Here is a 26,254-nt window from a genome sequence, read left to right on the forward strand (position 1 = left end):
GGATATCGTATGTTCAGGAAAATAAAAATAGGAAGTAAGATTACGGCGGTACTACTCACAGTAGTGACCCTCACTATTGCAGCCGTAAGCTTCATTACCTACAATTTCAGTAAAAAAGCCCTGGAGGAGAAGTACACCGAGAGCCTGAGCGTTATACTTAAGCTCAAAAAGGATAAGATCACCTACTTCTTCGAGCAGGCCGGCACGGACGCCAGGGTACTTCGCCGCAGCGATATTACCCAGTCAAACCTTGAGTGGCTGACTTCAGGCGAAGACAGCCTTACCCAAATGGCGACGGACAGGCTCGATAACTTTATTGCGCCATATTTTGAAGCAGGAAGGTATCATAACATCCTTTTGGCGGGAGCAGATGGGCAGGTCTACTATAGTTATAACCGTAACGTAATCTCTTCGGGCAGTTACCTTACCGACCCGGATGGTGTGACTTTTGCCAAAGGAACTGAAAACCCCTACTTCAGCCATATTTTCAAGCAGGGGGATGCTCATTACCTGCTTCACGCACTACCTATGCAGGGGGGCGGAAGCAGTGCCATGCTTATCATGCAAATAGACATGGCGCCGATATATACCGTATTATCTGATACTACTGGTCTCGGCAATACAGGCGAGGTACTCATAGGAAGAGAGAAAAATAATAAAGCCATATTTCTCAATCCTCTTCGTCACGATGAGGGGGAATTCCTTACCAAGGGTGTTTATATTGGCGAAAAGGCTGGTGTACCGTTACAGAAAGCCGTAAGTGGTGAGAGTGGAATAGCGATAGACACAGACTACCGGAAGCAGGAAATTCTTGCTGCCTGGGACTACATACCTTCGATGAACTGGGGTATCGTGACCAAGATTGATACGGCAGAGATTTACGGTGAGGTGGAAAACCTCCTGTGGAAGTTTCTCATGGCCGGTGCCATTATCCTGGTACTTGCTACTATGATTGCCTTTATCTTCTCCAGGATACTCATTGACCCCGTATTGGACCTTAAAGGAACCTTAAGCCTGCTGGGCAAAGGGGTGCTTCCTGATAAGGTAAAGAAGAAAAGTAATGACGAAATCGGTGAAATGGCCGGTGCCATTGATAACCTTGTGCAGTCACTGAAGCGCACAGCCCGTTTCGCTCACCAGATCGGAAAGGGGGATTTCGATGCCGATTTCCAGCCTCTGAGCCAGGATGATACCCTGGGTACGGCGCTTATTAACATGCGCGAAAGTATTCAGGAAGCAGAGAAGCGCGATAAGGAACGTAACTGGATCGTGACCGGCGTAGCTGAACTGGGTAATATCCTTCGTGCGCATGATGACCTCGAAAAGCTCGGTGATGAAATTACTGCCTTTGTATCCGAGAAGATTGGCGCCATACAGGGAGCCTTCTACGTGGTCAACGATGATGACCCGAATGATGTCTTCATCGAAATGAAGGCGAGTTATGCCTACCATAAAAAGAAATACCTCAGTGGACGGTACCGTTTTGCTGAAGGACTTGTAGGGCAGGCGGCGATTGAGCAGGACACCCTGCTTCGCACAGAGATACCTCATGATTATGTAACTGTTACTTCCGGACTTCTCGGAGACCAGCGCCCTACCTGTCTGCTGCTTGTGCCCCTTATCACTGATGAAAAGGTCTATGGAGTGCTTGAGTTTGCCGGATTTAACCGCTTTAATGCCAGTCAGGTAAAATTCGTTCAGGAGATCAGCCTCATTATCGCCCGTACTATCTTTAACATAAAAGTAAACGAGCGTACCCGTAACTTACTCGAAGAGTCTCAGCACATGAGTAATGAGCTCCAGGAGCAGCAGGAGATCCTGCGCCAGAATGCCGAGGAAATGGAGGCCACCCAGGAGGAGCTGCGTAGAACTAACCAGCAGCTTGAGGACCAGATAGAAGAGGTAAACCGCGGGCAGAAGCGTATGCAGCTACTGCTTGAGAATGCCTCTGAGGTAATTATGATCTATGAGTCTGATAATAGCGTACGCTACGTATCTCCTTCGGTTGAGCGTATCCTTGGATACAGCCAGCAGGAGCTTGTAGGGCGCACAGATCTTGAACACGTTGATCCCGATTACCGTGACGTATTCGAGGATATGTTCAAAGACCTGCACGCTAACCCTGCTGATTCGGTAACCATCCAGTATGTATATCACCGCAAAGACGGGGAGGACATCTGGCTTGAAGCTACCGGTAAGAACCTTCTCAGTGACCCGGCTATTCAGGGTATTCTGATAAATACCCGTGATATTACCGAGAGAAGGCGTGCGGAACAGGAACAGCGGATGCGTAGCCAGATGCAGGCTCTTTCCGAAAACTCACCAGACCTTATTACCCGACTCAACGACGAGGGATCGATCTTCTATATCAACCCGACCATTGAGTCTTACACAGGGTATAATCCCACGCACTTCCTGCAGAAGAATATCACGGAGACCGATCTGGAGCAAAGAGTGGTAGATCAGTGGCTCAACATCCTGCAGACAGTAGGTGAGTCTAATGAGAAAGTTAAGATGGAAATGGACTTTCCTAGCCCAATGGGGCCTCGCATCATGCAGGTGAATGCCATTCCGGAATTTAACGAAGAAAATAAGTTTGAGTCCGTGCTCGTAGTGAGCCACGACATTACAGAGCGAAAGCATATTGAGCTGGAGATTCAGAATAAGAATAAGAAGATCACAGAGTCTATCAATTATGCGAAGCGTATCCAGGGAGCTATTCTGCCTGATAACCATGTGATACGCCGCAGGCTGCCGGAAAGCTTTATCTTCTATAAGGCTCGTGATGTGGTGTCCGGAGACTTCCCCTGGTACATGCAGATGGGAGACGATCTCTACATCGCTGCCGTAGACTGTACCGGCCACGGTGTACCTGGCGCTTTGATATCACTTATCGGATACTTCCTTCTCAATGATATCGTACGAAGCCGTAAGGTGTCGGATCCGGGTGTCATCCTTGACCTCCTTGATGAGGGTGTAACTCAGACGCTTCGACAGGACAGAGATGACTCCAAGACAAAAGACGGTATGGATATCGCCCTTTGTAAGATCAACACCAAAACTAATGAACTACAGTACGCCGGTGCCCACCGACCGCTGTATGTAATGAAGGAAGGTGAACTCGAAGAGATAAAAGGTAACCGCTTCCCTATCGGTGGCGGACGCTATAAAAATCAGACCAACTTCACCAATACTACATTGGAAATGAAGGAGGGAGATTCCGTATTTTTCTGTTCTGACGGCTTCCCTGACCAGTTTGGTGGGCCCGACAACAGGAAGTTCGGACCTAAGAGACTGCGGAACCTAATCCGTGAAACACAGCACCTGCCCATGGAAGAAATGCACGATGTATTCGACCGTGAATGGGAAGGCTGGAGAGGCGATCACAAGCAGACCGATGATGTACTATTGATAGGCATTAGGTTCTGATACACAACAAGATTTGTTGTTTGACCTGATTTCCTGCATTAAGCGCCAGATGGCTGATTTAGCAGGTAGGTGAAAAAAATTAATTTTGAAACGAAGTGGATAATCAAGTATTAACGGAAAAACCGATGAAGTACATTTATGAGCTTCATAAGACCATGCTAGCCCGTAACCTCATCTTGGTATACGAAGGGGAATTCACCCAGGAGATCACCAAGTCGGTACTGGCCATGGCAGAGCGTAACATGGATTCGATGGGAGAAGAGTCCAGCATTAAGCGTAAAGTGTTTAATGTGATGGTGGAGTGCCTCCAGAATATTGTAAAGCATGCTGATGATAAGGCAGAAGACGTAGAGCGTCAGACGGCTATTTTCATGATAGGCAAGCAGGAGGACGAATACATTATTATTTCCGGTAATCCTATCCGGAATGAATTTGTGCCTAACCTTCGCGAAAAACTCGAGCGTATTAATGGTTTGGACAAAGACGGTCTTAAGCAGCTTTACAAGGATATCATCAAAAACACCGAGATATCGGACAAAGGTGGCGCAGGGCTAGGGTTTGTTGACATGGCGCGAAAGTCAGGACGTCCGTTGGAATTTGACTTTGAACCTATCAACGACCAGCAGTCTTTCTTCTCACTTACGACCAAAATCGCAAGACTTTAAATAAACGCTAACAACTGGAAACTATGGAAATCATAAATCTGGAGGGTACTGAAGATACCCCAAAGATCCTGTTGGATAAAGGAAACGGCATTTTCGAAATATCCGGTCGTTCCCTTCCTGAGGATTCTGCTGAATTTTACGGGCCCGTTCTCGACTGGATTGGTGCCTACAGCGAAGATCCCAACCCTTCTACCAACTTTGTATTTAAGCTGGAGTATTTCAACACGGCATCTTCCAAACTTATTCTGGATGTACTGAGCGCATTGGAGGATGTTGACAATATCTCTATTGACTGGTATTTCCATGAGGATGATGAGGACATGGAAGAAGCAGGTGAGGAATTCAGCGAACTGGTAGAAATTCCGTTCGAATTTAAAACTTACTAAGGAGTGCCGGATGCTTCCGGTACTTCCGTTTCATTTTACCAACTTTCATTATATCCGGCCCTGCCCTGAGGCAAGGCACAGGAATCGTACACCATGAGCGAAGAAATACTTAAAGCACTCACTCAGCTATTCGCCATTATTACCAAGCAGGACGGTGGGGTTACCGAGACAGAGCGTAACTTCGTGATCGGCTTTTTCCAGCAGGAGCTGGACCAGGATTCTGTTAAGGAATACCTGGAACTGTACGATAAATACGTAGGATATAACGAGGAAGAAAAAGATGCTTCCGTAAAGAAGGAGCGTAAGCTTACTTCCGTACGTGACTCCGTAAGAACGCTGGGAATCTGTAAAAAGATTAACAAGACCCTCACCCAAAAGCAGAAGGTCGTTGTATTGGTGAAGCTACTGGAGCTGGTGGGCTCCGATGGCAACTACACCTCCCAGCGTATGGAGATCATAGATACCGTCTCCAACGTATTTAAGGTTGGTAAGGAAGAATATAAGCTCATCGAAGGTTTTGTACTTAAAGAAAACAGCGAAGAGCTTCCTTTTGCAGATATTCTCACTGTTTCTAACAGTAGCCAGGCTACCGGAGAGGCCAAACATATGGAGGCTGAGGTAGAAGGCGAGATTATCTTTATGAACGTGCGGAGTGTGGATATGTATTTCGTAAAATACATAGGTCCCCAGGAAGTAATGCTCAACGGCTTTATTATGAAGAGCCGTCAGGTTTACCTCTTCAGCCACGGTAGCACGATCAAAACCCCTCTTGGTTCTGCCCTGTACTACAGCGATCTTATTTCGCAGTTTATCAGTGGCTTTACTGCTCACAATATTTCCTTTAATGCAAATGATCTCGAATTCCGGTTCCCTAACGGGGCCATTGGCCTTCGGGATATCAATATCAGTGAAGGCCCCGGCAGGCTCATTGGTATCATGGGAGCCAGTGGAGCAGGTAAGACCACCCTGCTCAATGTGTTGGCGGGTATTGAAAAGCCGAGTAAAGGTGAGGTACTCATCAATGGCTTCAATGTCCACTCAGAGAAGGATAAAATAGAGGGAGTAGTAGGGTATGTGGCGCAGGATGACCTCCTGATTGAAGAGCTTACCGTGTACCAAAACCTCTACTATAATGCCAAGCTCTGCTTCGCGGACATGAGTGAGGAGGAGCTGGATAAGCGCGTAATGGACGTGCTTACCAGCCTCGGACTTGAGCAGCGCAAAGACCTTAAGGTAGGTAGCGTGCTGGACAAGACTATTTCAGGTGGGCAGCGTAAGCGACTTAATATAGCCCTGGAGCTTATTCGTGAGCCTGCAGTCCTTTTTGTGGATGAGCCAACCTCGGGACTCTCCTCACGTGACTCTGAAAATGTGATTGACCTCCTGAAAGAACTTTCTCTTAAAGGAAAGCTCATTTATGTGGTTATTCACCAGCCCAGCTCAGACATCTATAAGATGTTTGACAAAATGTACCTGCTGGATACCGGCGGCTATCCTGTTTTCTATGGTAATCCTGTGGAAGCGGTTACCTATTTTAAATCCATCACCAACCAGGTAGACCGCGAGCGGGGTCAGTGTCACACCTGTGGTAATGTAAACCCTGAGCAGATATTTAATATCATCGAAGCCAAGGTGGTGGATGAGTACGGGCAGTTGACCAATAAGCGTAAGGTGAACCCCACAAAGTGGCACGAGTTTTATAACCAAAACTTTAATATAAAGCGCGTACCGGAAGTAAAAGAGGTTCCCCCTAAAGCACTTAATATCCCTAACAAGCTGAAGCAAACCCTGATCTTCACTACCAGGGATATGCTCAGTAAGCTCAGTAACCGACAGTACCTGCTTATCAATTTGCTGGAAGCACCTGTCCTGGCTATCATCCTGGCATTCATCATCAGGTACAAGAGTGCACCCGGAGAGGGTGGTTACCTCTTCCGGTTTAATGAAAACATTCCGGCTTTCATGCTCATGTCGATCGTGGTGGCCCTCTTCATGGGGCTGTCAGTCTCTGCTGAAGAGATCATTCGCGACAGGAAAATACTCAGACGTGAAAGCTTCCTCAATCTGAGCTGGAACAGTTATCTGTCTTCCAAGATTGTGATCCTGTTCCTGATGTCCGCCATTCAGACCTTTACCTTTGTGGTGATAGGTCACCTCATACTTGAGATACAGGGCATGACATTTGCCTTCTGGGCTGTTCTCTTTACCGTAAGCTGTTTTGCCAATGTGCTGGGGCTCAATATTTCCAGTGCATTCAATAGCGCCGTTACCGTGTATATTCTCATACCCATGCTGCTCATCCCTCAGATGATACTCAGTGGCTTGCTCTTTAGCTTTGATAAGCTGAATGACACCATCAGTACCCGCGGTAAGGTGCCTATTGTGGCCGACCTTATGGCCAGCCGCTGGGCCTATGAGGCTATGACTGTGTATCAGTATAAGAATAACCCCTATGAATCACCCATATTCACGCTGGAGCAGCGTGAGCGCCAGGCTGATTTCAAGGCTGCTTTCTTTGCCGGCAAGCTTCGCGAAAAGGTGCAGAGTATCATGAATAACCTTGAGGCTGAGGACGACAGCACCCGCAGAGTACTATCTTATGACCTGTACATGCTTCGCAGCGAGTTGCAAAAGGAAAGTTATACCGAAGGCCTGGAAGATCTGGATCTGGAAAAGGACCTGACTCCGGAAACGATGAATGCTGAGACCGAATCAAAATTAAGGCAGTATATAGACGGGCTGGAAGAGCACTACAAAACGCTATTTAACGATGCGGTCTCCAAGAAAGAAAAAATGGTCTACCTGCTAGAGAAGGATTATGATTACAATATCAATGAATTCAAGAACAGGTACTTTAATGAAAGCCTGTCAGATCTGGTGCGTAATGTGAGTGTAAAAGAGCGAATACTGGAATATGACGGCCGGCTGATTCAACAGGTAGATCCGATATTCCTGACGCCTGAAGCCCCGGATCATGCGTTGGATTACCGTGCCCACTTCTTTGCACCTTCCAAGCATCTGTTCGGCAGGTACTTTGATACCTTCGGATTCAATCTGACAGTAATATGGTGCATGACCCTGCTGCTATACGCAATGCTCTATTTCGAAATACTGGATAAGGCACTGGGAGCATTCGGTAAGATCAGATTTAAAAAATAATGCAACTTCCGGTGTCATGTAATAAATACCGGATAGTCGCAGGAAAATACCATTGTCTAACGAAAACCTAATCTCTATTTTTGTTCAGGTTAATTTAGGATGTATGAATAGATTTTATCTCGCTTGCGCCGGTCTGTTTCTGTTTGCCTGTGGCAGCAGTAACACTCCTAACGAACAGGCTCTTCTGGATAGCCTGGATACTGTTGAGGAAGAAGCGCCAATGCTCTCTGATGAGCTTGTTGGTGGTATTTTGCAGCAGATTCCTGCTCCATTGGAGATATCTGTATTAATTAAAGAAGCAGGAGCTAATTATGATAATGCACTGCTTAACGATCCCGAAAAAGCGGCTAATTATAATAGCAACTTTAAAAGGGCGCTGAACCTGGGGGTTTATGGCACGGATCTTGGTTACACGAATATATATGAGCAGAACCAGGATGCAATGTCGTATCTCAATAGTGTGAAAGACCTTGCGGATGGCCTCAGTATCGGACAGTTTTTTGACTTCCGTACGATTAAGCAACTGGCCACCAATAGCAGTAACCTGGACAGTCTGCTCCTGATCACTACCAGGAACTTTAATGATATCAACGGGTACCTGCAGGAACAAAAGCGAAGCAACCTGAGCGTCTTATTGCTCACGGGTGGCTGGCTGGAGGCCATGCATATACTTACTGAGGTGTCTGAAAAAAGCCCTGATAACCGTGAGCTCATGGAGCGTATCGGTGAGCAGAAGATCATTTTGGAAAACATTATGCTGTTGCTCGATAACTATGCAAAAGGTGATCCCCAGATTGCAGAATTAGCTGAAAACATGAAAGGGTTGCAGACGGCGTTCGAAAAAATTCAGATCACTACTATCTACGCCGAACCTACTTCTAAAGTAGTGGACGGTGTGCTGGTAATCGAAGATAATAGCAAGACTACCATAGACATAACTCAGGAGGATGTGGATAATATTAAGAAGGCCACAGATTCAATAAGAAATCTTATCATCGGATAAAAACGCACGGCAGATCTTATGAAAAACCTATTATTTATCATAGCGGCACTCTTTTGCTTTACAGCTTTTTCTTCTTCGGAAGTGAGTGCCCAGTGCAGCAGTGAGCAACTGACGGATGCCTGTATCCCTAAGCTTCAGAATGGCTATACCTTTCTGAAGAGCTACCAGATTGACGGTAAAGACGGAGCTAAGAATAAGGTGGAATACAGCTATGTATTTACCAAAGGCGCTCAGTATATGATCAATATTTGCTCAGAAGGGCAGGGAACTGACGGTATCGTAGTGACGCTCTATGACAGCAACCGTAAAAAGATGGTTTCTAGCCTGGTCAATGGTCAGTATATTTCCGCCATAGCCTATCCCTGCAATAATACAGGTATATACTACATTACCTTTACCTTTGACGACAGTAATAAGTACTGCGGAGGTAGCGTGCTGGGATTCAAACGCTAATTGCCCATATCCGAAAGATGATATATAAAAAGGCTGCCCTTGATAGGGGGCAGCCTTTTCCTATTTCTGGCCTGTTTAGTGGCCTTCTTGCCACTAAGCGTAACTCCTTTCGCCACACGAAACTTTAGCCTCTCCATAGCTCATTTACTAAGCAAATCTTTATATCTACCCATGCATGCTATGATGGTTCTGTAAGGTTGAGTGTAAAGAGGGTTATTTGAGCACGAGCTCCCCGTACCCACTTTCTGTTACTTCGACCGTACCTGGCTGGCCAAGGCAATAGACACTTCCAGTCGACTCTATCGTGCCCCTGATCCGCTTATCAGCTCGCAGAAACATGTCGTTGCTTCCCCGGTGCTGAATTTCCGTCAGGCTTGAGCGCAGATTTTCCGAGTGAAGGATAGCATCATTGAAATAATGATGAGCCGTAAACGTATGTACACTGCCTGAGAGCATAACATTGGCTAGCGAATTATTAAGATAGAAAATATCTTTTCCAGTGATATTCAGGTCTATATCGCCCGTGCCAGCCAGCACCCTGATGTCCAGGCTGTCAGTCAGAAACACCCCTTCCGACCGGATAGAACCCGAGCCTCTTTGCGTTAGCTCTCTTAGTGAGGGGCGGCTTATATGTACAGTAATGTCAGCATACTCTCTTACCCAATTGCAGGAGGTACGGTCGTCTATCCTTAGCACACCTTGTTCTACTTCCAGTGTAATTTCCTCTATTAGTTTCTCGCCAGCCCGCAGACTAACCTTTTGTTCAGTACCGCTGGTTAGGACTACTTCCACCATTCCCCTTACCTCGATAGCAGAAAAGGAGGGGAGTGATACCTCTCTGTCCACTATCTCTCCTCGTTGTTTAAAACAATCAGGCGCGTCGGGGTCGTTGCATGCCGTTACCAGTCCTGCAAGTACAATTATGCAGGATAAAATGTGTCTTCTTATATCCTCCATCCGACGCCGCATTCTACCGCATCGGCATTTGCCAGGTGCGTTTTTAACATGAGGGATGCAAAGCCCCCCTTTCCCCAATAATATTTGAGCCCGTACCGCTGGTATACCGGTTTATCACGATTGTACGGTGCATAAATGTAAAACCCCGCCTGGGTGACAATAGATAGGCGGTTGATCAGCAGTTCATGGCCCGCTATGATTCCTATCCGGCGGTAATCGGGCTTATTCCCCTGCTGTAGCTCGCGGTCCCATCTGATCTCCTCGCGGCTAGCACGGCTGAAGAATCCTTCAATACCTATCTGCAAGGCACTACGCTGACTGGCGCGATAATCTGCATACGTTGTGGCCACCATAAAAGGGTAGCGGGGCAGACCCAGAGGTTCTATTTCCTTCACACCTCCACTTAAAAGTATATTGATGTGCCAGCGCCGATCCGGAATGATCCAGGCCGGCCGGTCTTTATATTCCGGTTCCTTAGCCTCAAGCCGGTAAGCTATACCCGTATTTATTCCCGGTATGTTAATTCCCTTGTTAGGTTTGGAAATGGCCCCGTTAGAAAAATGAGTGAGAGAGACCGAAAGGCTGGACTCCCACTGTGGGTGGAAACGAAAGGCATAGCTAAGGCGGCTTTGTAAAGCAAATGTGAGGGTACTGCCCAGGAGGTTATTCTTATTATTTTCTTCCCGGTCATAGGGCGTGGTATGGTAGCCTGCACCAAAGCCAACGCGCCAGCGCAGGGTATGATCGCTTTTACGTAAGAAATAGACGTCATAAAAACCCAGCAGGCCAACAGACTTGCCCAGCTCTTCGTTTTGATAGTCGAAATAGGTCAGAGAGAGTCCCGCATCCGGATAATTATAGATTGCCTCCCAGTCATTATAACCATAAGTATGCTGGCGAAAATCCAATTGCAGTCCACGGGGGTGACTATCGACGAGGTGGGCCACGCTGGGGGCGTGCTGCATGATGAAACCGTAAAAAGGCTGAATGTCAAGGCTGTGTGTATGCCTGATGGTGTCCTTGGGCTTACTCTCCTGATGCTGGCGGCCCTCCACCTTGCTAAACACAAATAAAAAAAGCAATATTGTACCGGTTGCTATCCGAAAAACGGCTTTTTGGTGATAGGTGACCCGGGGTTTTGCCTCCGCCATACCTGGTGTATCGGTTTTTAATTTGTAAAACTACATTTTTTCATATGGAAATTCGCGACAAACTAGCCATAGTTACGGGCGTAAGTAAGGGAATAGGCCTTGCAGTAGCCAAAGCATTGCTTGACGAAGGGGCCTTTGTGGCCGGATGGAGTCGTAGCAAGCCAGACCTTGCACATGACCGCTTTCATTTTTTTGAAACAGACGTTACCGGTTTCGATCATGTACAAAACAGCTACGAGGCTACCTGTAATCATTTTGGAAAAGACCCGGTAATACTGGTTAATAATGCCGGACTTGGATATAATGGTAAGGTGGAAGAAATCGATATGGAAAAGTGGCATACCATGTTTGATGTGAATGTGCATGGACTCTTCTACTGTACGCGCACGGCTGTACCGGCCATGAAAAAGGCAGGTGAGGCCCATATTATCAATATAGCCTCTATTGCCGGCCTTAACGGAATTGAGGAAATGAGCGGATATGTAGCCTCCAAGCATGCCGTAAGGGGCATTAGCCATTCGCTTATGAAAGAGCTTAGGAATGATGGCATTAAAGTTACGTGCGTATACCCTGGCTCTGTGGAAACTGACTTCTTCAATAACATAACCGGAAGTAGTGGCAGCTCGAATAAGATGAGGGCTGAGGATGTCGCCACCACAGTGGTGGAAACTCTGAGGACCCATCCTAACTACCTCATAGCTGATGTGGAAATGCGTCCTCTGCAACCTAAAAAGTAATGATTAAGTGTCTGTAAGCGTAAGACAACTCACTAAGACCTATGGCAGCCAGCAGGCTGTGGATACTATCTCCTTTGAGGTAAATAAGGGGGAGGTATTAGGGTTTCTCGGGCCTAACGGAGCGGGTAAATCCACTACCATGAAGATAGCCACCTGCTACCTGCCCCCTACTGCCGGAACCGTACTGGTAGAAGGCCATGACGTGCTTCATCAGCCCATGGCTGTGCGAAAGAGTGTGGGCTACCTGCCTGAGCACAATCCTCTCTACCTGGATATGTACGTTCATGAGTACTTGCGCTTTACAGGCTCATTATATGACATGCGGGGTAGCGTGCTACGCCAGCGTGTGAAAGACATGGTGCATACGGTGGGGCTGGGTCTGGAGCAGAATAAAAAGATAGGAGCGCTCAGTAAGGGCTATCGCCAGCGCGTAGGGCTGGCCCAGGCACTGCTGCACGATCCGCCGGTACTTATCCTTGATGAGCCCACCACCGGGCTGGACCCTAACCAGCTTGCAGAGATACGGGGACTTATCAAGAGCCTGAGTAGTGATAAGACGGTAATCTTCAGCACTCATATCATGCAGGAAGTGCAGGCTATGTGTGACCGGGTGATTATAATTAACCGCGGACAAATCGTTGCAGATAGCCCCGTGGCCGCCCTGAGTGGTCGTGCTGCAGGCCAGCGCCTGCTGGTAGAATTTACTGAACCTGTGGCCGATACGGTGATAGAAACAGCTCCCGGAGTAGCTGGAAGTAAGCAGGTAGGCCCTAACCTGTATGAGTTACATGCCGCCAAAGAAAGGGCAGACATCCGCGCAGATGTTTTTCGCTGGGCAGTGGGGGCAGGGCTTATCATCGTAGGCATGCAGGAGCAGAAGAGCGACCTCGAAAGTATTTTCCAGGAACTTACCGGTGCCCATATGGTGCCGAAAAATGCAGAGGCATCATGATCAGTGTCCTTAAAAAAGAAATAGACAGTTTTCTGGATTCCCTGGTGGCCTATGTGGTAATCGTTGTCTTTCTTACAGGCATTGGGCTGCTTATGTGGGTCTTTCCCGAAACCAGTGTACTGGAATATGGCTATGCAGATATGGGTACCCTGTTCTCATACGGGCCCTACGTATTCATGTTTCTGATACCCGCCATCACCATGCGCACATTTGCTGAGGAGCGGCGGGCCGGTACCATGGAGCTTTTACTTACTAAGCCTCTTTCCGACTGGCAGATTATCCTGGGTAAATACCTTTCTGCCTTTTTGCTTGTATTCTTTGCCGTACTGCCCACGCTTATCTACTATTATTCTATTTACGAATTAGGTCAGCCAGAAGGCAATGTGGATTCTGCCGGCGTATTTGGCTCCTACCTGGGGCTGCTTTTGCTCGGAGGCGTATTTGCTGCCATAGGCATTTTCTCCTCTGCGCTGGCCAGTAACCAGATAGTGGCCTTTATCATTGCGGTATTTCTCTGCTTTCTGCTATACAGCGGGCTGGGGTCATTTGCAGCTATCAATGACTGGGGAAGCCTTTCTTACTTTTTGGAGCAGGCAGGCTTGCTATACCATTACCAGGCTCTGGGCAAGGGACTGGTGGATAGCCGCAATGTAATCTACCTTATCAGTGTCATCCTGCTTATGCTTGCCCTGACCAGACTTATAATCGGATCGAGAAAATGGTAAATCTGGACAGCAAAAAAACTGAAGACCTGTTACGGTTTTTCGTGCTCTTTGCCGCACTTATTCTGGCAAATATGCTTGGTGACCGTTTCTTTTTCCGGGCAGACCTTACGGAGGAGCAGCGCTATACCATTAACGAAGCCACCAAAGAGCTACTTACCAGCCTAGAGGATCCGGTGTATGTGGAGGTTTACCTGGAAGGTGAGTTTCCCTCAGGGTTTCAGCGTTTGCAACGTAGTATACGTGAGACGTTAGAAGAGTTTCGTGCCTATGCGGGTGATAATATACAGTTTAAGTTTGTAGACCCTAACCTGGCAGCCAGTGCCAGTGGCAGGCAGGAGTTTTACCAGCGGCTGGCCAGGCTGGGAATTCAGCCTACCAATCTGTATGATACGGAAGATGGCGGCCGCACGGAAAAACTCATTTTCCCCGGTGCTCTGGTCGCTTACGGCGGAGAAGAAACCGGCGTATTACTACTGAAAGGTAACCAGGGGGCCTCTCCTGAGGAGCGGCTCAACCAGAGTGTAGAGGGACTGGAATACGAACTGGCCACAGCAATCCGCAAGGTGACCGGTGGAAGCAAGCCTCGTATTGGCTGGCTCCAGGGACATGGAGAGTCCGACAGCATCAGCTACCAGGGCGTACAGGAAGTATTGCAGGAGTTTTACCGGCTGGATAAGGCCGATCTGACTGAAAGTGAGAACCTGCTGGGCTACGATGCCATTATAATGGCCAAGCCACGCCGCGCCTTTAACCGGGACGATCGCTACAAGCTGGACCAGTACGTGATGAATGGCGGGAACCTGCTTATGTTTCTGGATGGTCTTAAGGTGGAGGAGGACAGCCTTAACCGGGAGTCATACCTGGCTTTTCCGCAGGACCTTCAATTGCGGAATATGCTCTTTCGCTATGGCGTACGTATAAACGAAGACCTGATACAGGACCTGAATGCGGCCCCTTTTCCCGTAGTAACTGGCTATATGGGTAATCAGCCACAGATCAGGCTTTTGCCCTGGCCATTTTACCCACTCATGAACCGGTACAGCAATCATCCCATTACCCGTAATCTGGATGCCGTGCTGGGAAGGTACGTTAGTAGCGTAGATACGGTAAAAGCAGAGGGCATTACCAAGACACCGCTTATTTACACCAGCCAGTATACACGGGTGCTGCCGGCGCCGGTGGAAGTAAGTTATAACTCCATGCGCCGGGATATGCAGCCGGAAAGCTTCCAGGATCCCGCACAGCCAGTTGCCTGGCTCCTTGAAGGTCCCTTTACTTCCTCATTCCGAAACCGCATATTACCTCAGGTTGCAAACAGTCGCTCTTACCGGGAAACGGGAGAGCCGGCGAAGATACTGGTGACCAGTGATGGCGATCTGCTCGCCTCTCAGCTCAGTCCCCGTACCCGGCAGCGTGTGCCCCTGGGAGTAGATCCCTACACCCAGACAGATTTTGCTAACGATGATTTCCTGCTGAATGCCCTCGCTTACATGCTGGATGAGGACGGCCTTATTGCTGCCAGGAACAAGCGCATCAGTATAAGGCCGCTGGATGCTCCCGAAGTTGAAGAAAGTGCCCTGAAATGGCAGCTATTCAACCTCCTCACGCCTGTCATCATCGTGGTATTATTTGGGGTGATAAGATATTTTTACAGAAGAAATAAATACGCCACATTCAAATGAATCGCCGACAAACCAATATGCGCCTGCTGGTTATTCTAGGTGTGCTCATCGCTGCCATTATGGTACTGGTGACCACGGATGAGAGCAGAGATCGTGTGAACATACAGAATGTGTCTTTTGCCGTGCCGGACACCGGCGCTATCCGTCAGGTGACGCTTTTTCAGCCTGATGATACGGTAAGGTTGGAACGAACCAATAGCGGCTGGCAGGTCAACGGCCAATACCCTATGGATGCTAACCTGTCTAATGTCCTTCTTTCCCTGCTGTCGCAGGTGTCCGTTCAGCGGCCTGTGGCTAGCTCGCAGGCTGAGGAAATCAGGCAAAGGCTTGACTCGGCGGGGGTAGAAGTTCAGATCATTACGGAAACCGGCGAAGAAAGCCGGTTTATCACGGGAGGTAATGCCACCCAGACATTAAGTTACTTCCTGCCACGGCAAGGCGAAACGCCGTATGTAGTGTACATTCCCGGTTATGATAGCTATGTCAGCGGTTTATTTACTATCCCTACGCAGGACTGGCGAAATAAGACCGTGCTGAATGCGGGCCCGCGCGAACTGCAGCGAATGGCGGTGAGGTACCCTGAAAATCCCGGGCAGAACTTCGAGATTACTATTGGTGATGAGGCTATCAGTGTGAGTAACGTCCAAAGACTGGATACGGCCGCCTTGTTTAACTACCTGCAGCGGGCCACCTTCTTTGAAGCAGACAATTACGTACAGCCGGGCGCTAACGCAGCTTATGACAGCCTGGCCCGGACAGAGCCTTACGCCATTGTAGAGATATACACGCTATCCGGCAGAGAGCCACAGCAGCTAAAGCTCTTTTACCGCCTCGATGAAGATGGCTACTTCCTGGGAGAAACCAGTGAAGGTGAGCTGGTACGTATACAGGCCCGCCGGCTTGTGCCTGTATTACGTCAGCGTGACTTTTTCGAAAAAGACAGGTAGCCTTTATCTACGGCTGCCATGGTACATTTCGTATTCCAGCAGGCGGCACTCTATTCGTCCGTTCATAAAGGGTATTTTGCGGCTTGTACGCAGCCCGATCTTTTTAGCCAGGTCCATATTACCGGTAAATACGTAGCCCGTATAGCCCGCTGCCTCTTGCTTAAAGAAATCCCCTATTGCTTTATAGGTAGGCTGCAGCCGCTCCGCTTCGCCCAGGCGTTCTCCGTATTCAGGGTTCATAAAGATCACACCTTCCTCCTCCGGTAGTTGCGTTTCGCGGAAGTCGCACACCTCGAAGGTGATCATATCCCTTACTCCCGCCTCGGCTGCGTTGGCTTCTGCTGCCCGTATAGCCCGCTGGTCCCGGTCTGTGGCTATGATCGTAGGCATCGGCCCCTTGCTGCCAGCCTGCCGCCTGGCCAGGTCGGTAAGCTCTTCGAACCGGGCCCTTCTGAACCACTTACAGTGCATAAATCCGAAATTGTCACGATGCAGGCCCGGGGGCTGATTTTTTGCCATCAGCGCCGCCTCTATCGCCAGGGTGCCCGATCCGCACATCGGATTTACAAAAGGCTGCTTTTTATCCCACACCGAGGCAAGAATAGTAGAGGCTGCCAGTGACTCCATCATAGGCGCCTTGTGCGGGTTTTTGCGATAGCCATGCTTGGCAATTACCTCGCCGCTGGTATCCAGGTAAATCATTCCCTCCTTTTCCGTCCAGAAAAGATAAAGCACCGTACCATGCCGGCTTGGTCCGCTGTCCGGCCTGCGGCCGTAGTATTTCTGAAGACTGTCAACCACAGCGTCCTTAACCACCCGGTTAGGGTAGCTTGTATCGCGCACTTCCGCGTGTTTTACAAAACTATCCACATGCAGGTATCCATTCGCCCGGAGCAGTCGTGGCCATGAGTAGCTGAAGACCTCATCATACAGTGCTTTGGAGTCTTTGGCCGTAAACCGCTTGAGTTGGTAAAGCACCCTGGTAGCGGTACGAAGAAACAGGTTAAGCCGGATGCAGTCCTCAAAGTCGCCTTCGATTTCCACGCCGGTGGCATTATGGTTCAATACCTTGTAATCCATCGATTCTACTTCGGTCTTCAGGTGGTCCCCCAGCAAGGGCAGACATTGTATTCGGATACGGCTGCGTTTCATAAGCTTTTCTTATCAGATGGCAAAAATGCTAAAAATTGACGGGCATGTAAGGGAGCAGCGCCGGAAATTACCCGGACTACCATAATGATTAGGTGTATCGGGCTTAGTGCCAGGCTTTTTCAGCGCCTTCCGACTCCTAATTACGGTTTGGCAGCCCATCGCAAGGCTTTACGATTATTCCTCCCCGCAGGAAATTTTTCATAGCCCCTTACCTCACAATGGTGTGAGGATTTTTACGTATCTTTCGGATCGTATCTTGTTAAAAATCATTTCCATTTCATGAAAATCTGGTTTATCTGTAAAGTAAAATACGCAAAGGAAGACGATAAGGGCATTTTGAAAAACGTTTCGGAAAACTACCTGGTAGATGCCGTTTCGTTTACAGAAGCAGAGGCGAGGATATATGACGAGTTAGGCAGCATCATCCGTGGCGACTTCCAGGTAACCAATATCAGCAAAAGCAACATTGTGGACGTGTTCCACTATGATGATATAGACATCTGGCATAAGTGTAAGATCACGTATGTGGTAGCTGATGAGGACAGCGGTAAGGAGAAAAAAGTTACCCAGGTCATGCTCGTATCTGCCCATGACGTGAAGGAAGCATATGACCGTATTCGGGAGAGCCTGAATAATATGCTCGTTTCCTTCCGCATCCCTGAAGTGATAGAGAGCAATATCGTGGAGATCTTCCCCTATGTGTCCGATGAGGATAAAGAGCCTGAGATCCCGGAAAACTTCCGCAGACTTGAGTCAGACGAAGCGGCAGAACTCAAAAATGAGACTACTGACGAGGAGGAAAATACTCCGGTAGAAGAGGAGACAGAATAAAGCCTGTTTCTCAGAATAATGAAATTAGAAAGCTGCCTTAAAGGGCGGCTTTTTTTATGTCTATACGAATATTGAAGAAAAACCGAATAGTCGCTGCATCTAACAATGTTATAAATAATAGCCGGGACACTAATTAGATTCAGGGTTGTAGGCCGCTTCAACTTTTGTGTGATTTAACAGAAAAGTGCTATGTATTCGGCTATAATTCTTATACTTACCATTGGGTACGATTAAAATAAGCACTTGGGAATACTCATAATAATATTGTTTTTACTTGCTGTTGTAGTAATTCTATCAATTCCATCAGGGTTGACCTATTTACTATATCGATACCTGAGAAAAAAAGGAGAAAAACCAAAAAAAATAGGACTAGCACTTTTTGTCTTGACAACTGCCTTGATGGTCTATATTGGCATTGATTCAGCAATGAAAGGTTTTGGCTTTGGTCCTGAATATGAAACTGAAATAATTAGTCAAGATATTGGAGGTAAGCTGATTTGTGAATCAGTTTATATTGCTGACCATCACTCTTGGCAGTATAATATTGACTATAAATATGTCAATCAAATTGGAGACACTTTAGATTTCGGTGATGGTGGCTACTATGGACGGGAATGGAATAAAGACGAACAGATACGTCAGTTCAACGATTGGCTTATACTAAAAACAGGAGCTTGGCATGGATCAGACAGAATCAATTTGAGAAATAACAAAACTGATAAAGCCATAACCTACGATATTGATAGCCGATTTATTGAAAGTCAAGAATTATGGGAAAAACAAAATATCAATTCATTGCTCAATTATTGCTGTGCTGAATCATTTGTAAAAACAATAAAGGACAATCAAATAATTGTTGACTACAAATATCGAATTAAGGAAAACGAACCTGATGAATACGGTAAAAGACAAATTATATTTGAAATTGACGAAAAATCAGGTGACTTAAAAATGAAAAAAATAACTAATGCCAACCATGGCTAAGAAAACATAGGACGGATAAGGCTTTTAGAAAGGTTCGATCATTTAGCAAAATCTAGTTCTGGTGGACAATGAATCGCTTCGAAAGCCTTACGTTTCTTAGCCGGGACCGTTATGCTCAAATTGAAATGACTACCTATTTAAGTAACAGAATAAAACTTGATGAATGGAGAAGGTCGTTAGCCTTCGGGGTAATATCCTTTGCCTTGAGCATTGTTTTATACCTAAAACATCCAGTAGATCCTTCATATGCTGGCTCAAATTTTTCATTCAATTTAACTTTCTTTTTCCCTGTTTTAGGTCTTGTGGTATTAATGGGAATTATGTCATTCAGATACCTAATAAGGTATCTGAAAAACTTGATGGACTATGATATAAAATATAAAAACCTACGGTTAGCAAGTCTAATCTTCTTTAATCTACCATTCGTATTTCATCTGGTTCTTATTTTCGTAATAATATTTATCTTACTATTTGATTTTTAAGACGACGGCGAATTAAAAACTGAGTACAATAATAGCTATACCCTATAGGGGTTTGGTGAGCTAAGTTCTTTCACTACGGGGGACAATTCCTCACTTAGATCACCATACCATTGTATGGCCTGTGCATTGGCAACTATTAAAATGAGAATATTACTAACCATAATTATTAGTGCCTCTTTGGTTGGTTGTACCTCGATCAACATTGAGGGTACTTGGAAAGTAACAGGGACAAGTGGAGAGAGCATAACCATGATAGGGGACGGGGGTTTGATATTTAAACCTGAGTATAAAGTTTCACTTGATGGAAGTAAAATGAGAATCACCTCTGAAGACCAGACTCTTTTGGAGGAGTATTATTACGAATATTCAAAAAATCAATTGACCATCCTCTACTCTGACTTTGGGATTCCTGTGACAGTTGAACGAAAAGATGAGGATGAAATTTATCTATATGGCGGTGGTTGGGGAAACTCAATAGAAGAACAAAATAAAAGTTACTTCTTTATGGTTTTGAAGAAAAGATAAAAGCTGTCAATAAGGTGTATAACCAAAAGGACAATTACCGCATGAAGAATCTCGTTCTCTTATTATTAACCTTGAATATTTCATCTGTAATGGGTCAGAACCTGAACAAGAGAAACGATAAGATTCAGGTAACATCTACCGAAGCAATTGACTTGAATGAACTGTGTATAAACCTTAGCGAAGAACTGGGATGGCACACAACAATGATTCCTATATTTCACGATGGAAAAGTTGATCAATCACATTTCCCTGTAAAGGCTGGGATTTACAATCTGACCATGAACTATCGGGACAGTTTGTTTTATAAGGAAGTCGTACTGTGCAGATTTGATCCTGAATCCGAAAAGCTTTCCTTTAACTTCTATGAGGAGAACCAAAGAGTATTTTGCCGAATTACCTCAATACAAGCACCAGAACTCAATAAGGAAATTGTATTAAGTGAACTTGATGAGGAATTGAAGGAACTAATTGACAAACTGGACAGCGGGGATTAAATATATGGAGATGCTTCAGTAATTTTCACTTATTGTTTTATTGAATGTTTGTGACCCACCAACAAACTACATAGAGGATTCAATTTTATCACCTAATTTGAATTTTCAGTGTTAGTAAACAGAACTACGAAACTAAAATTTGCTAGAGCGATATTAATGGTTGAAGATAAGAGAATTGTTCAACCAGCCGAAATTGAAACTCAATTTGGGGATGCCATGAAGTGAGGAATTGGCTAGTATGACAACAATACTATCGTAGCACAAAGCCGCTGAGAGAGATTGGTGTTTTCGACTGACTTTAGTTCGCAGGATTTTTCATCTTTTTATACGCAGTGCCATTTTGAACCGTTGTGAGCCTCGGAAGATTTCATTAATTAGTGCTATTCATTAGCTGCGGAAAAGCGCCCGATAGCTGGTCATTGAAGTTCATTAGAAAAATGATAAAAAGACTTATAAATTATGATTGAAAACAACCACTTATATATTATTGGAAATGGTTTCGATAGACATCATGGTTTTCCGACTTCTTATTGTGACTTTGAAAACTTCATGGAAGGTTGGTCAAGAGAGATATATTGCGAAATACATGAATTTTGGAATTTTAATGTAATTGATGGTAGATGGTGTGACTTTGAAAATGATTTATCTTCATACAATAGCATTAAATTGTATAATGAGTGTGCTAAGTACTACAGTACTCCTGAAGATATAGCTGATAAATGTTCAGTCGTAACAGAGCAAATCTACACGGGGATAACCAAATGCTTCTTGGAATGGATTAAAAGCATACAATTAAAACCAAGAACTAAACGGTTATTAATGAATCAAGAGGCTCAATACATCACCTTTAACTACACAAGAACACTTCAAGATATATATAAAATACCTGAAAGTTCAATTTGGCACATACATGGCTCTTGTCTCGATAATGATGTGATTTTTGGGCATAAAGTGAACCAAAAAATTGAATACAATTACAGTGACGGTACAGGAATGCCATCAACACAAAAAGAATGGGAGGAAGATGCTTGGCGATTCGCAAAGCTACCACTTATCAAACTTAGAAAAAAAACAGAACAAGTAATAAAACAAAATAGAACGCAATTCCTGCGATACCAAGATTTAGGAACTATATATGTTCTTGGTCACTCACTTGCTGATGTTGATTTGCCATATTTTGAAATGATTCAAGCTAAAAATAAGCAATCTAAATGGAATGTTTCATATTATAATGATTCTGAGCAAGAGCATCTGTGTTCTCAATTAATAAAAGTTGGAGTACTAGAATCGCAAATTAAGATGATCAAAATGAATGATCTAGATACGACAATAGAAAAAACTACAACACTTCAATAAATATATGTCAAGCGGAGCGGTTCAGTAAATTTGAACTTTAAAGCATTTAATTAACAAAGCAGCAGTTTGATAGTGAAGAGCCTTGAAATCCCACACTACGCATAGCCAAACCGTTGTATACAAGCTAATAGCTATGTGAAAGATAGAATTGAAAAACTTGTTGGGTATGCTCTGAGCCTTGATGGAGATGAAAAAGGCGAAGCTCAAGTGTTTTGTGATAGGTTTTTCCAAGTATTTGGAGATGGAGGCTACAAAGAAGCGGGTGCAACTCTTGAATTTCGTATAAAGACAAAAAGAAAGACAAACTTCGCTGATTTACTGTGGGGGAATCGTGTTTTAATCGAAATTAAAAAGAAAGGTGCACAGCTTCCAAGTCACCGCACTCAAATATTTGATTGTTGGAGGAAACTAAGACCTGATCAACCGAAGTACTTACTTGTGTAAATTTTAGGATTAAATCTTGAAGTTGCGGGTAGAATACGAAATGGAGAAGAAGTCCAAGCCCCTGGTTTACCTGAATGCGTAAAAGAAAAAAAAGAGTTTGTGAGTGAAGATTGTATTAAAATGCTAAAATAGAAAAACGGCCAGTGTACAAAAAAGTATAAATGGCTATGCTCGCTATCGCTCGTACAGTGTTTATTCAGTCATTGTAAGCCATTTAGGGAAACTACACATTATAAGCCTCCCCCAAAACCGAACCGTTCAAAGTAGAGAAATAGCGCCGGGAGGTCAGGCCGGCCATATTTAATGAATTGCTCTATAGAAACCCAACCTGCTACTCCACCACCACCCGTGGTAACTCCTGCGGAAGGCGGGTAAGTAGCTCGTAGTTCAATTGATTGCTCATTTGCTCGAAGCTTGCCACGCTAATACTGTTTTCACCCTGGTGGCCTATCAATACCACCTCATCGCCACGCATGGCATCTTCTACCTCCGTCACATCCACCATCACCAGGTTCATGTTCACAATACCCAGCACAGGCGTTACCTTGCCCCTGATCAGGGCATTTCCCTGGTTACTGAAATTACGTGAAAAGCCGTAGGCGTAACCGATAGGGATTACCGCGATAACCATATCCTTTTGTGCCTGGTAGGCGGTGCCATACCCCACAAACTCTCCGAACCGTACCCGCTTCAGCGTCATGATATAGCTTTTCCAGGAGATGACTCGCCGCAACGGATCCTGCTGACCTATACGCCCCTGCACCATGCAGCGTATCATGGTCTCTTTGCTGGGCCAGAAGCCATACAGCAGTATGCCCACCCGCACCATATTGTACTGGAAGTCAGGGTAGGAGATAAGTGTAGCTGAGCAGCCCACATGCACCCTCTTCGCCTGAAACCCGTGATTCTGAAAGTGCTCCTGCAGTTCCCTGAACTTAGCGGACTGATCTGCCACACGAGTGTGATTGCTTATACTCTCAGACCCGGCAAAGTGGGTACAGAAGCCCTCCAGGATGAAATGCTCACGGTACGCGTCCAGCAGGTCAATCGCGGCCGGCAGGTTTGCTTCTTCCAGTCCCGTACGGTTCATGCCCGTTTCCAGTTCTAGGTGGATCCGCGCTAGCTTCCCTATTGATTCGGCAGCTTTCAGTGCAGCCTCCAGTCGCTCCAGATCGAAGACGTAAAACTGCATTTCTCTCTCTATCACCTGCGGGAGGTCTTCATCCGCCACCTGGCCCATGATCATGAGCTCGTAATCCGTGGTGGAGAGGCTTTTTTGCACCCTGTCGGCCTCAGTACTGCTAAATACACTAAAGTGTCGTATACCAGCCTTATGAGCCAGGGGTACGAACTGCTCTATACCATGGCCATAGGCATTTCCTTTCACGACAGCAGACAGCTGCACATCAGGAGCCATTTGGGTTTTTACAAAAAATATATTGTGCCTCAGCGCAGACTCGCTGAGTTCGATCCGCGAATGCGAAATCATGGGCATTAGTGGTTAACTAGTGATGGTTGAGTCCGCCTAACACCTTCTCGATCAGAGACAGGTATATGCGCACACCTGTAGGAATTAACTCATCAGGAAAATCATAGTTTTCAGCATGGAGGTCAGGCACATCGTTTCCTGCACCAAGGCCGAAAAACGACCCTTTGCTATCCTTAAGATAGTGGCCGAAATCTTCAGACCAGGGGAATGCCTCTTCCAGCCTTTGGCTGCTAAACCCGGCCGCAGCTACGGCGTCTTCCAGGATAGTTGTGGCCTCCTCATTATTCGTAGTGGCAGGAAACTTTTCACTTAGCGAAACCCTGACCCTAAGGCCGTATTTTTCCCCGATAGACCGTCCAATACGCTCTGCTGCCTGCACCAGATTTTCCATTCCTTCCGAGGTGATGCTCCTTATTGTGGCGCTTACAGTGGAGTTACCCGGAGCAACGCCAAAGGCTTTTTCGCCCAATCGGGCGTGTACAACTGTACATAGTGGCCTTATTTCCAGGGAAAACCCCTTAGGCAATGCATTCAATGCTACTATTAATTCACTAACAGCCAATGCCGGGCTTTTACCAGTGTGTGGCGTACCGGCGTGGGCAGTTTTTCCTTTGTAATCAATGGTGATGCCGCAGGACGCACTGGCAAAATGAGAGGCACGTGTGAAGGCTGTGTGATTAGTGTATTTCGGTAGATTGTGAATGCCAAAAATATAGTCTGGTTTGAGTGAAGCGTAGCGTTCGTCAGCTATAACCTGTTCAGCTCCTTTGCCTGTTTCCTCGGCAGGCTGGAAAAGCAGTACAAGCCGACCCTTAGCCGGCTTGTACTGCTTCATTTTAAGGCCTGCCCCTGCTACCATAGCCGTATGGCCATCATGGCCGCATTTATGACTTATTGCTTCATGAATGCTCCTGTGGGCAAAGTCGTTTTCCTCCACAATAGGCAGGGCGTCAATATCTGCCCTTAACATAAGCGTAGGGCCGGGTTCAGTACCATTATAAACTAATGCAAGCCCTGTACCGCCCAGACTAGGGTGTACTTCATCAGGACGACTATCACGAAGGAATTCACTTAGGATCAAAGGGGTTCCGTACTCTTTTCCGGAAAGCTCCGGCTCCCTGTGCAGCCGTCTTCTCAGTGCCACAAGAGAGCGCGTCTCTTCGGCAGTAAGGTGTTTCATTCAGTTACTTTCTTTTCTATATAGTGACTGTTTAAAATAGCAAGAGCCCCCATATATTTCAGCTTGAATTTTATCTGGTCGCCCACCTTCATCTTTTCAGGGTTGGTACCCAGATCCAGTACCAGCATGTCTGAACTGGCACCTACTATTTCAAAATCATGCCCCTCTAATATGAGATATTTAGGGTCTATGTCCAACAGGCCTATGTCCAGGATGGCACGATAAGCGGTTTGTCCATATAGCGATTCATCTATTTCAGTTACCTCACCTTGAGGGTTCGCGGCCAGCTCTCCGATAGGGACTACGGGTTTTTTAGTGATCTCGATAATTTCAGTGAAGAGCTCAAAAACATCATCATGCATGCCCGGGATCACCCCTTCATTAAAAAGGTCAGCTCCAAAATACAGCGTTTCTCCCACACGGAAGTGATTTACCCCTTTGGGTAATTGCTTGTTTAGCAATAAGGGAATAGTCACACTGGTACCACCACTGACCCAGGGTATTTCCTTGCCAAACTTCAGTTCAATTATTTGCTTATAAAGACTGAGCTGGATCAGCTTGTCCTGTGAAGGCATGACACCGTGAAGGCAGTTCAGATTTGTACCCAGGCCGATTATCTCCAGGTTAGGGAGTTCAAACACTTTAGCATAGAACTCGATCAGATGATCCCCCATGACCCCTTCTCGCAAGTCTCCCGTTTCAATCATAATTATGACCTTATGAGTCTTGCCCTGTTTAGTAGCCTCATCACTCAGGAGCTTCATCGTAAAGTACTCCGTATTCATGCTTACATCAGCATACTGGATCACATCCGGAATACTTCTGCGAGCCGGGGGCTTAATGTAGCAGGTTTGTACAGAGTTATCGATCTCTTTGACTCGCTTAAGATTACTGATCCGTGAATCGTGTATTTCTTTACACCCCAGATTTATCAGTTCCTTAAGATACCTTCTGTTACCACAAAGAATCTTCGAGACTATGCCCCAGGAGATTTCACTTCCTGCAAAAGTTTGCTGAAGGAAATCGAAGTTTTCTTTAAGTTTATGCCGATATAGTTTCAGGTAAGCCATG

General features: G+C 46.1%; 23 protein-coding genes. 17 read left to right on the plus strand and 6 right to left on the minus strand.

What is annotated here, in order from left to right; all coding sequences use genetic code 11:
• Positions 1-9 precede the first annotated feature (9 nt).
• The 6 genes from AB9P05_RS13685 to AB9P05_RS13710 all read left to right on the plus strand — a co-directional run bounded on the left by AB9P05_RS13685 (position 10) and on the right by AB9P05_RS13710 (position 9,095).
• Positions 10-3,429, plus strand: a complete 3,420-nt coding sequence (locus AB9P05_RS13685) for a PAS domain S-box protein (protein WP_371909385.1) — start codon at positions 10-12, stop codon at positions 3,427-3,429.
• A 125-nt stretch (positions 3,430-3,554) separates the two neighbouring features.
• The gene (locus tag AB9P05_RS13690) at positions 3,555-4,094 is read left to right on the plus strand and encodes a SiaB family protein kinase (RefSeq protein ID WP_371909386.1); all 540 of its coding nucleotides are present in this window, start codon (positions 3,555-3,557) and stop codon (positions 4,092-4,094) included.
• Between the two features lie 23 nt (positions 4,095-4,117).
• The gene (locus AB9P05_RS13695; protein ID WP_371909387.1) at positions 4,118-4,480 is read left to right on the plus strand and encodes a DUF1987 domain-containing protein; all 363 of its coding nucleotides are present in this window, start codon (positions 4,118-4,120) and stop codon (positions 4,478-4,480) included.
• A 93-nt stretch (positions 4,481-4,573) separates the two neighbouring features.
• Entirely contained in the window at positions 4,574-7,639 is a 3,066-nt protein-coding gene (locus AB9P05_RS13700) for an ATP-binding cassette domain-containing protein (RefSeq protein ID WP_371909388.1), read from the plus strand.
• Between the two features lie 103 nt (positions 7,640-7,742).
• The gene (locus AB9P05_RS13705) at positions 7,743-8,642 is read left to right on the plus strand and encodes a hypothetical protein (protein ID WP_371909389.1); all 900 of its coding nucleotides are present in this window, start codon (positions 7,743-7,745) and stop codon (positions 8,640-8,642) included.
• Positions 8,643-8,660: 18 nt separating this feature from the next.
• Positions 8,661-9,095 (plus strand): hypothetical protein, encoded by a 435-nt coding sequence (locus AB9P05_RS13710; RefSeq protein ID WP_371909390.1) that lies wholly within the window; start codon positions 8,661-8,663, stop codon positions 9,093-9,095.
• Between the two features lie 213 nt (positions 9,096-9,308).
• Here the strand turns inward: AB9P05_RS13710 and AB9P05_RS13715 are convergent, their stop codons facing one another.
• Positions 9,309-10,052: a head GIN domain-containing protein gene (locus AB9P05_RS13715; RefSeq protein ID WP_371909391.1), complete on the minus strand. Its 744-nt coding sequence runs from the start codon at positions 10,050-10,052 to the stop codon at positions 9,309-9,311.
• Positions 10,040-11,203, minus strand: coding sequence for an acyloxyacyl hydrolase (locus AB9P05_RS13720; protein ID WP_371909392.1), 1,164 nt, complete (start codon positions 11,201-11,203; stop codon positions 10,040-10,042). The genes AB9P05_RS13715 and AB9P05_RS13720 overlap by 13 nt, the downstream gene beginning before the upstream one ends.
• Before the next feature lie 44 nt (positions 11,204-11,247).
• Between AB9P05_RS13720 and AB9P05_RS13725 the strand changes: the two genes are divergently transcribed.
• Genes AB9P05_RS13725 through AB9P05_RS13745 form a run of 5 tightly spaced genes read left to right on the plus strand, consistent with a single transcriptional unit; the run spans position 11,248 to position 16,246 of the window.
• A complete protein-coding gene (locus tag AB9P05_RS13725; RefSeq protein ID WP_371909393.1) occupies positions 11,248-11,940 on the plus strand; it encodes an SDR family oxidoreductase in 693 nt (230 codons plus the stop codon).
• A gap of 7 nt (positions 11,941-11,947) precedes the next feature.
• The gene (gene gldA, locus AB9P05_RS13730; RefSeq protein ID WP_371909394.1) at positions 11,948-12,892 is read left to right on the plus strand and encodes a gliding motility-associated ABC transporter ATP-binding subunit GldA; all 945 of its coding nucleotides are present in this window, start codon (positions 11,948-11,950) and stop codon (positions 12,890-12,892) included.
• On the plus strand, positions 12,889-13,617 hold the full coding sequence (gldF, locus tag AB9P05_RS13735; protein ID WP_371909395.1) for a gliding motility-associated ABC transporter permease subunit GldF: 729 nt from the start codon (positions 12,889-12,891) through the stop codon (positions 13,615-13,617). The genes gldA and gldF overlap by 4 nt, the downstream gene beginning before the upstream one ends.
• Positions 13,611-15,299, plus strand: coding sequence for a gliding motility-associated ABC transporter substrate-binding protein GldG (gene gldG / locus AB9P05_RS13740; protein ID WP_371909396.1), 1,689 nt, complete (start codon positions 13,611-13,613; stop codon positions 15,297-15,299). The genes gldF and gldG overlap by 7 nt, the downstream gene beginning before the upstream one ends.
• Entirely contained in the window at positions 15,296-16,246 is a 951-nt protein-coding gene (locus AB9P05_RS13745; protein WP_371909397.1) for a DUF4340 domain-containing protein, read from the plus strand. The genes gldG and AB9P05_RS13745 overlap by 4 nt, the downstream gene beginning before the upstream one ends.
• 3 nt (positions 16,247-16,249) lie before the next feature.
• Here the strand turns inward: AB9P05_RS13745 and AB9P05_RS13750 are convergent, their stop codons facing one another.
• On the minus strand, positions 16,250-17,398 hold the full coding sequence (locus AB9P05_RS13750; protein WP_371909398.1) for a class I SAM-dependent RNA methyltransferase: 1,149 nt from the start codon (positions 17,396-17,398) through the stop codon (positions 16,250-16,252).
• A gap of 279 nt (positions 17,399-17,677) precedes the next feature.
• Between AB9P05_RS13750 and AB9P05_RS13755 the strand changes: the two genes are divergently transcribed.
• The 6 genes from AB9P05_RS13755 to AB9P05_RS13780 all read left to right on the plus strand — a co-directional run bounded on the left by AB9P05_RS13755 (position 17,678) and on the right by AB9P05_RS13780 (position 22,514).
• On the plus strand, positions 17,678-18,229 hold the full coding sequence (locus tag AB9P05_RS13755) for a DUF4494 domain-containing protein (RefSeq protein ID WP_371909399.1): 552 nt from the start codon (positions 17,678-17,680) through the stop codon (positions 18,227-18,229).
• A 243-nt stretch (positions 18,230-18,472) separates the two neighbouring features.
• Positions 18,473-19,213 (plus strand): hypothetical protein, encoded by a 741-nt coding sequence (locus AB9P05_RS13760; protein WP_371909400.1) that lies wholly within the window; start codon positions 18,473-18,475, stop codon positions 19,211-19,213.
• Between the two features lie 623 nt (positions 19,214-19,836).
• Complete coding sequence (locus tag AB9P05_RS13765; RefSeq protein WP_371909401.1) at positions 19,837-20,220, plus strand: hypothetical protein; 384 nt, start codon at positions 19,837-19,839, stop codon at positions 20,218-20,220.
• A gap of 41 nt (positions 20,221-20,261) precedes the next feature.
• Positions 20,262-20,714: a hypothetical protein gene (locus tag AB9P05_RS13770; protein WP_371909402.1), complete on the plus strand. Its 453-nt coding sequence runs from the start codon at positions 20,262-20,264 to the stop codon at positions 20,712-20,714.
• 459 nt (positions 20,715-21,173) lie between these two features.
• Positions 21,174-22,070: a bacteriophage abortive infection AbiH family protein gene (locus AB9P05_RS13775; RefSeq protein ID WP_371909403.1), complete on the plus strand. Its 897-nt coding sequence runs from the start codon at positions 21,174-21,176 to the stop codon at positions 22,068-22,070.
• Positions 22,071-22,205: 135 nt separating this feature from the next.
• Positions 22,206-22,514, plus strand: a complete 309-nt coding sequence (locus AB9P05_RS13780; protein WP_371909404.1) for a type IIL restriction-modification enzyme MmeI — start codon at positions 22,206-22,208, stop codon at positions 22,512-22,514.
• A gap of 331 nt (positions 22,515-22,845) precedes the next feature.
• Here the strand turns inward: AB9P05_RS13780 and alr are convergent, their stop codons facing one another.
• From alr to AB9P05_RS13795, 3 genes are read right to left on the minus strand one after another with little or no spacing between them, the layout of a single operon-like run.
• Entirely contained in the window at positions 22,846-24,003 is a 1,158-nt protein-coding gene (gene alr, locus AB9P05_RS13785; RefSeq protein WP_371909405.1) for an alanine racemase, read from the minus strand.
• 16 nt (positions 24,004-24,019) lie between these two features.
• The gene (locus AB9P05_RS13790; protein ID WP_371909406.1) at positions 24,020-25,183 is read right to left on the minus strand and encodes an amidohydrolase; all 1,164 of its coding nucleotides are present in this window, start codon (positions 25,181-25,183) and stop codon (positions 24,020-24,022) included.
• Complete coding sequence (locus AB9P05_RS13795; protein WP_371909407.1) at positions 25,180-26,253, minus strand: alanine racemase; 1,074 nt, start codon at positions 26,251-26,253, stop codon at positions 25,180-25,182. The genes AB9P05_RS13790 and AB9P05_RS13795 overlap by 4 nt, the downstream gene beginning before the upstream one ends.
• Between the last annotated feature and the right edge of the window lies 1 nt (position 26,254).

The sequence above is a fragment of the Roseivirga sp. BDSF3-8 genome, assembly GCF_041449215.1.
Taxonomy (GTDB): domain Bacteria; phylum Bacteroidota; class Bacteroidia; order Cytophagales; family Cyclobacteriaceae; genus JBGNFV01.

Coding starts and splice junctions, on each gene's coding strand:
- AB9P05_RS13685 (WP_371909385.1), top strand. CDS start 10: ATGTTCAGGAAAATAAAAATAGGAAGTAAGATTACGGCGGTACTACTC.
- AB9P05_RS13690 (WP_371909386.1), top strand. CDS start 3,555: ATGAAGTACATTTATGAGCTTCATAAGACCATGCTAGCCCGTAACCTC.
- AB9P05_RS13695 (WP_371909387.1), top strand. CDS start 4,118: ATGGAAATCATAAATCTGGAGGGTACTGAAGATACCCCAAAGATCCTG.
- AB9P05_RS13700 (WP_371909388.1), top strand. CDS start 4,574: ATGAGCGAAGAAATACTTAAAGCACTCACTCAGCTATTCGCCATTATT.
- AB9P05_RS13705 (WP_371909389.1), top strand. CDS start 7,743: ATGAATAGATTTTATCTCGCTTGCGCCGGTCTGTTTCTGTTTGCCTGT.
- AB9P05_RS13710 (WP_371909390.1), top strand. CDS start 8,661: ATGAAAAACCTATTATTTATCATAGCGGCACTCTTTTGCTTTACAGCT.
- AB9P05_RS13715 (WP_371909391.1), bottom strand. CDS start 10,052: ATGGAGGATATAAGAAGACACATTTTATCCTGCATAATTGTACTTGCA.
- AB9P05_RS13720 (WP_371909392.1), bottom strand. CDS start 11,203: ATGGCGGAGGCAAAACCCCGGGTCACCTATCACCAAAAAGCCGTTTTT.
- AB9P05_RS13725 (WP_371909393.1), top strand. CDS start 11,248: ATGGAAATTCGCGACAAACTAGCCATAGTTACGGGCGTAAGTAAGGGA.
- gldF (WP_371909395.1), top strand. CDS start 12,889: ATGATCAGTGTCCTTAAAAAAGAAATAGACAGTTTTCTGGATTCCCTG.
- gldG (WP_371909396.1), top strand. CDS start 13,611: ATGGTAAATCTGGACAGCAAAAAAACTGAAGACCTGTTACGGTTTTTC.
- AB9P05_RS13745 (WP_371909397.1), top strand. CDS start 15,296: ATGAATCGCCGACAAACCAATATGCGCCTGCTGGTTATTCTAGGTGTG.
- AB9P05_RS13750 (WP_371909398.1), bottom strand. CDS start 17,398: ATGAAACGCAGCCGTATCCGAATACAATGTCTGCCCTTGCTGGGGGAC.
- AB9P05_RS13755 (WP_371909399.1), top strand. CDS start 17,678: ATGAAAATCTGGTTTATCTGTAAAGTAAAATACGCAAAGGAAGACGAT.
- AB9P05_RS13765 (WP_371909401.1), top strand. CDS start 19,837: ATGAGAATATTACTAACCATAATTATTAGTGCCTCTTTGGTTGGTTGT.
- AB9P05_RS13770 (WP_371909402.1), top strand. CDS start 20,262: ATGAAGAATCTCGTTCTCTTATTATTAACCTTGAATATTTCATCTGTA.
- AB9P05_RS13775 (WP_371909403.1), top strand. CDS start 21,174: ATGATTGAAAACAACCACTTATATATTATTGGAAATGGTTTCGATAGA.
- alr (WP_371909405.1), bottom strand. CDS start 24,003: ATGATTTCGCATTCGCGGATCGAACTCAGCGAGTCTGCGCTGAGGCAC.
- AB9P05_RS13790 (WP_371909406.1), bottom strand. CDS start 25,183: ATGAAACACCTTACTGCCGAAGAGACGCGCTCTCTTGTGGCACTGAGA.
- AB9P05_RS13795 (WP_371909407.1), bottom strand. CDS start 26,253: ATGGCTTACCTGAAACTATATCGGCATAAACTTAAAGAAAACTTCGAT.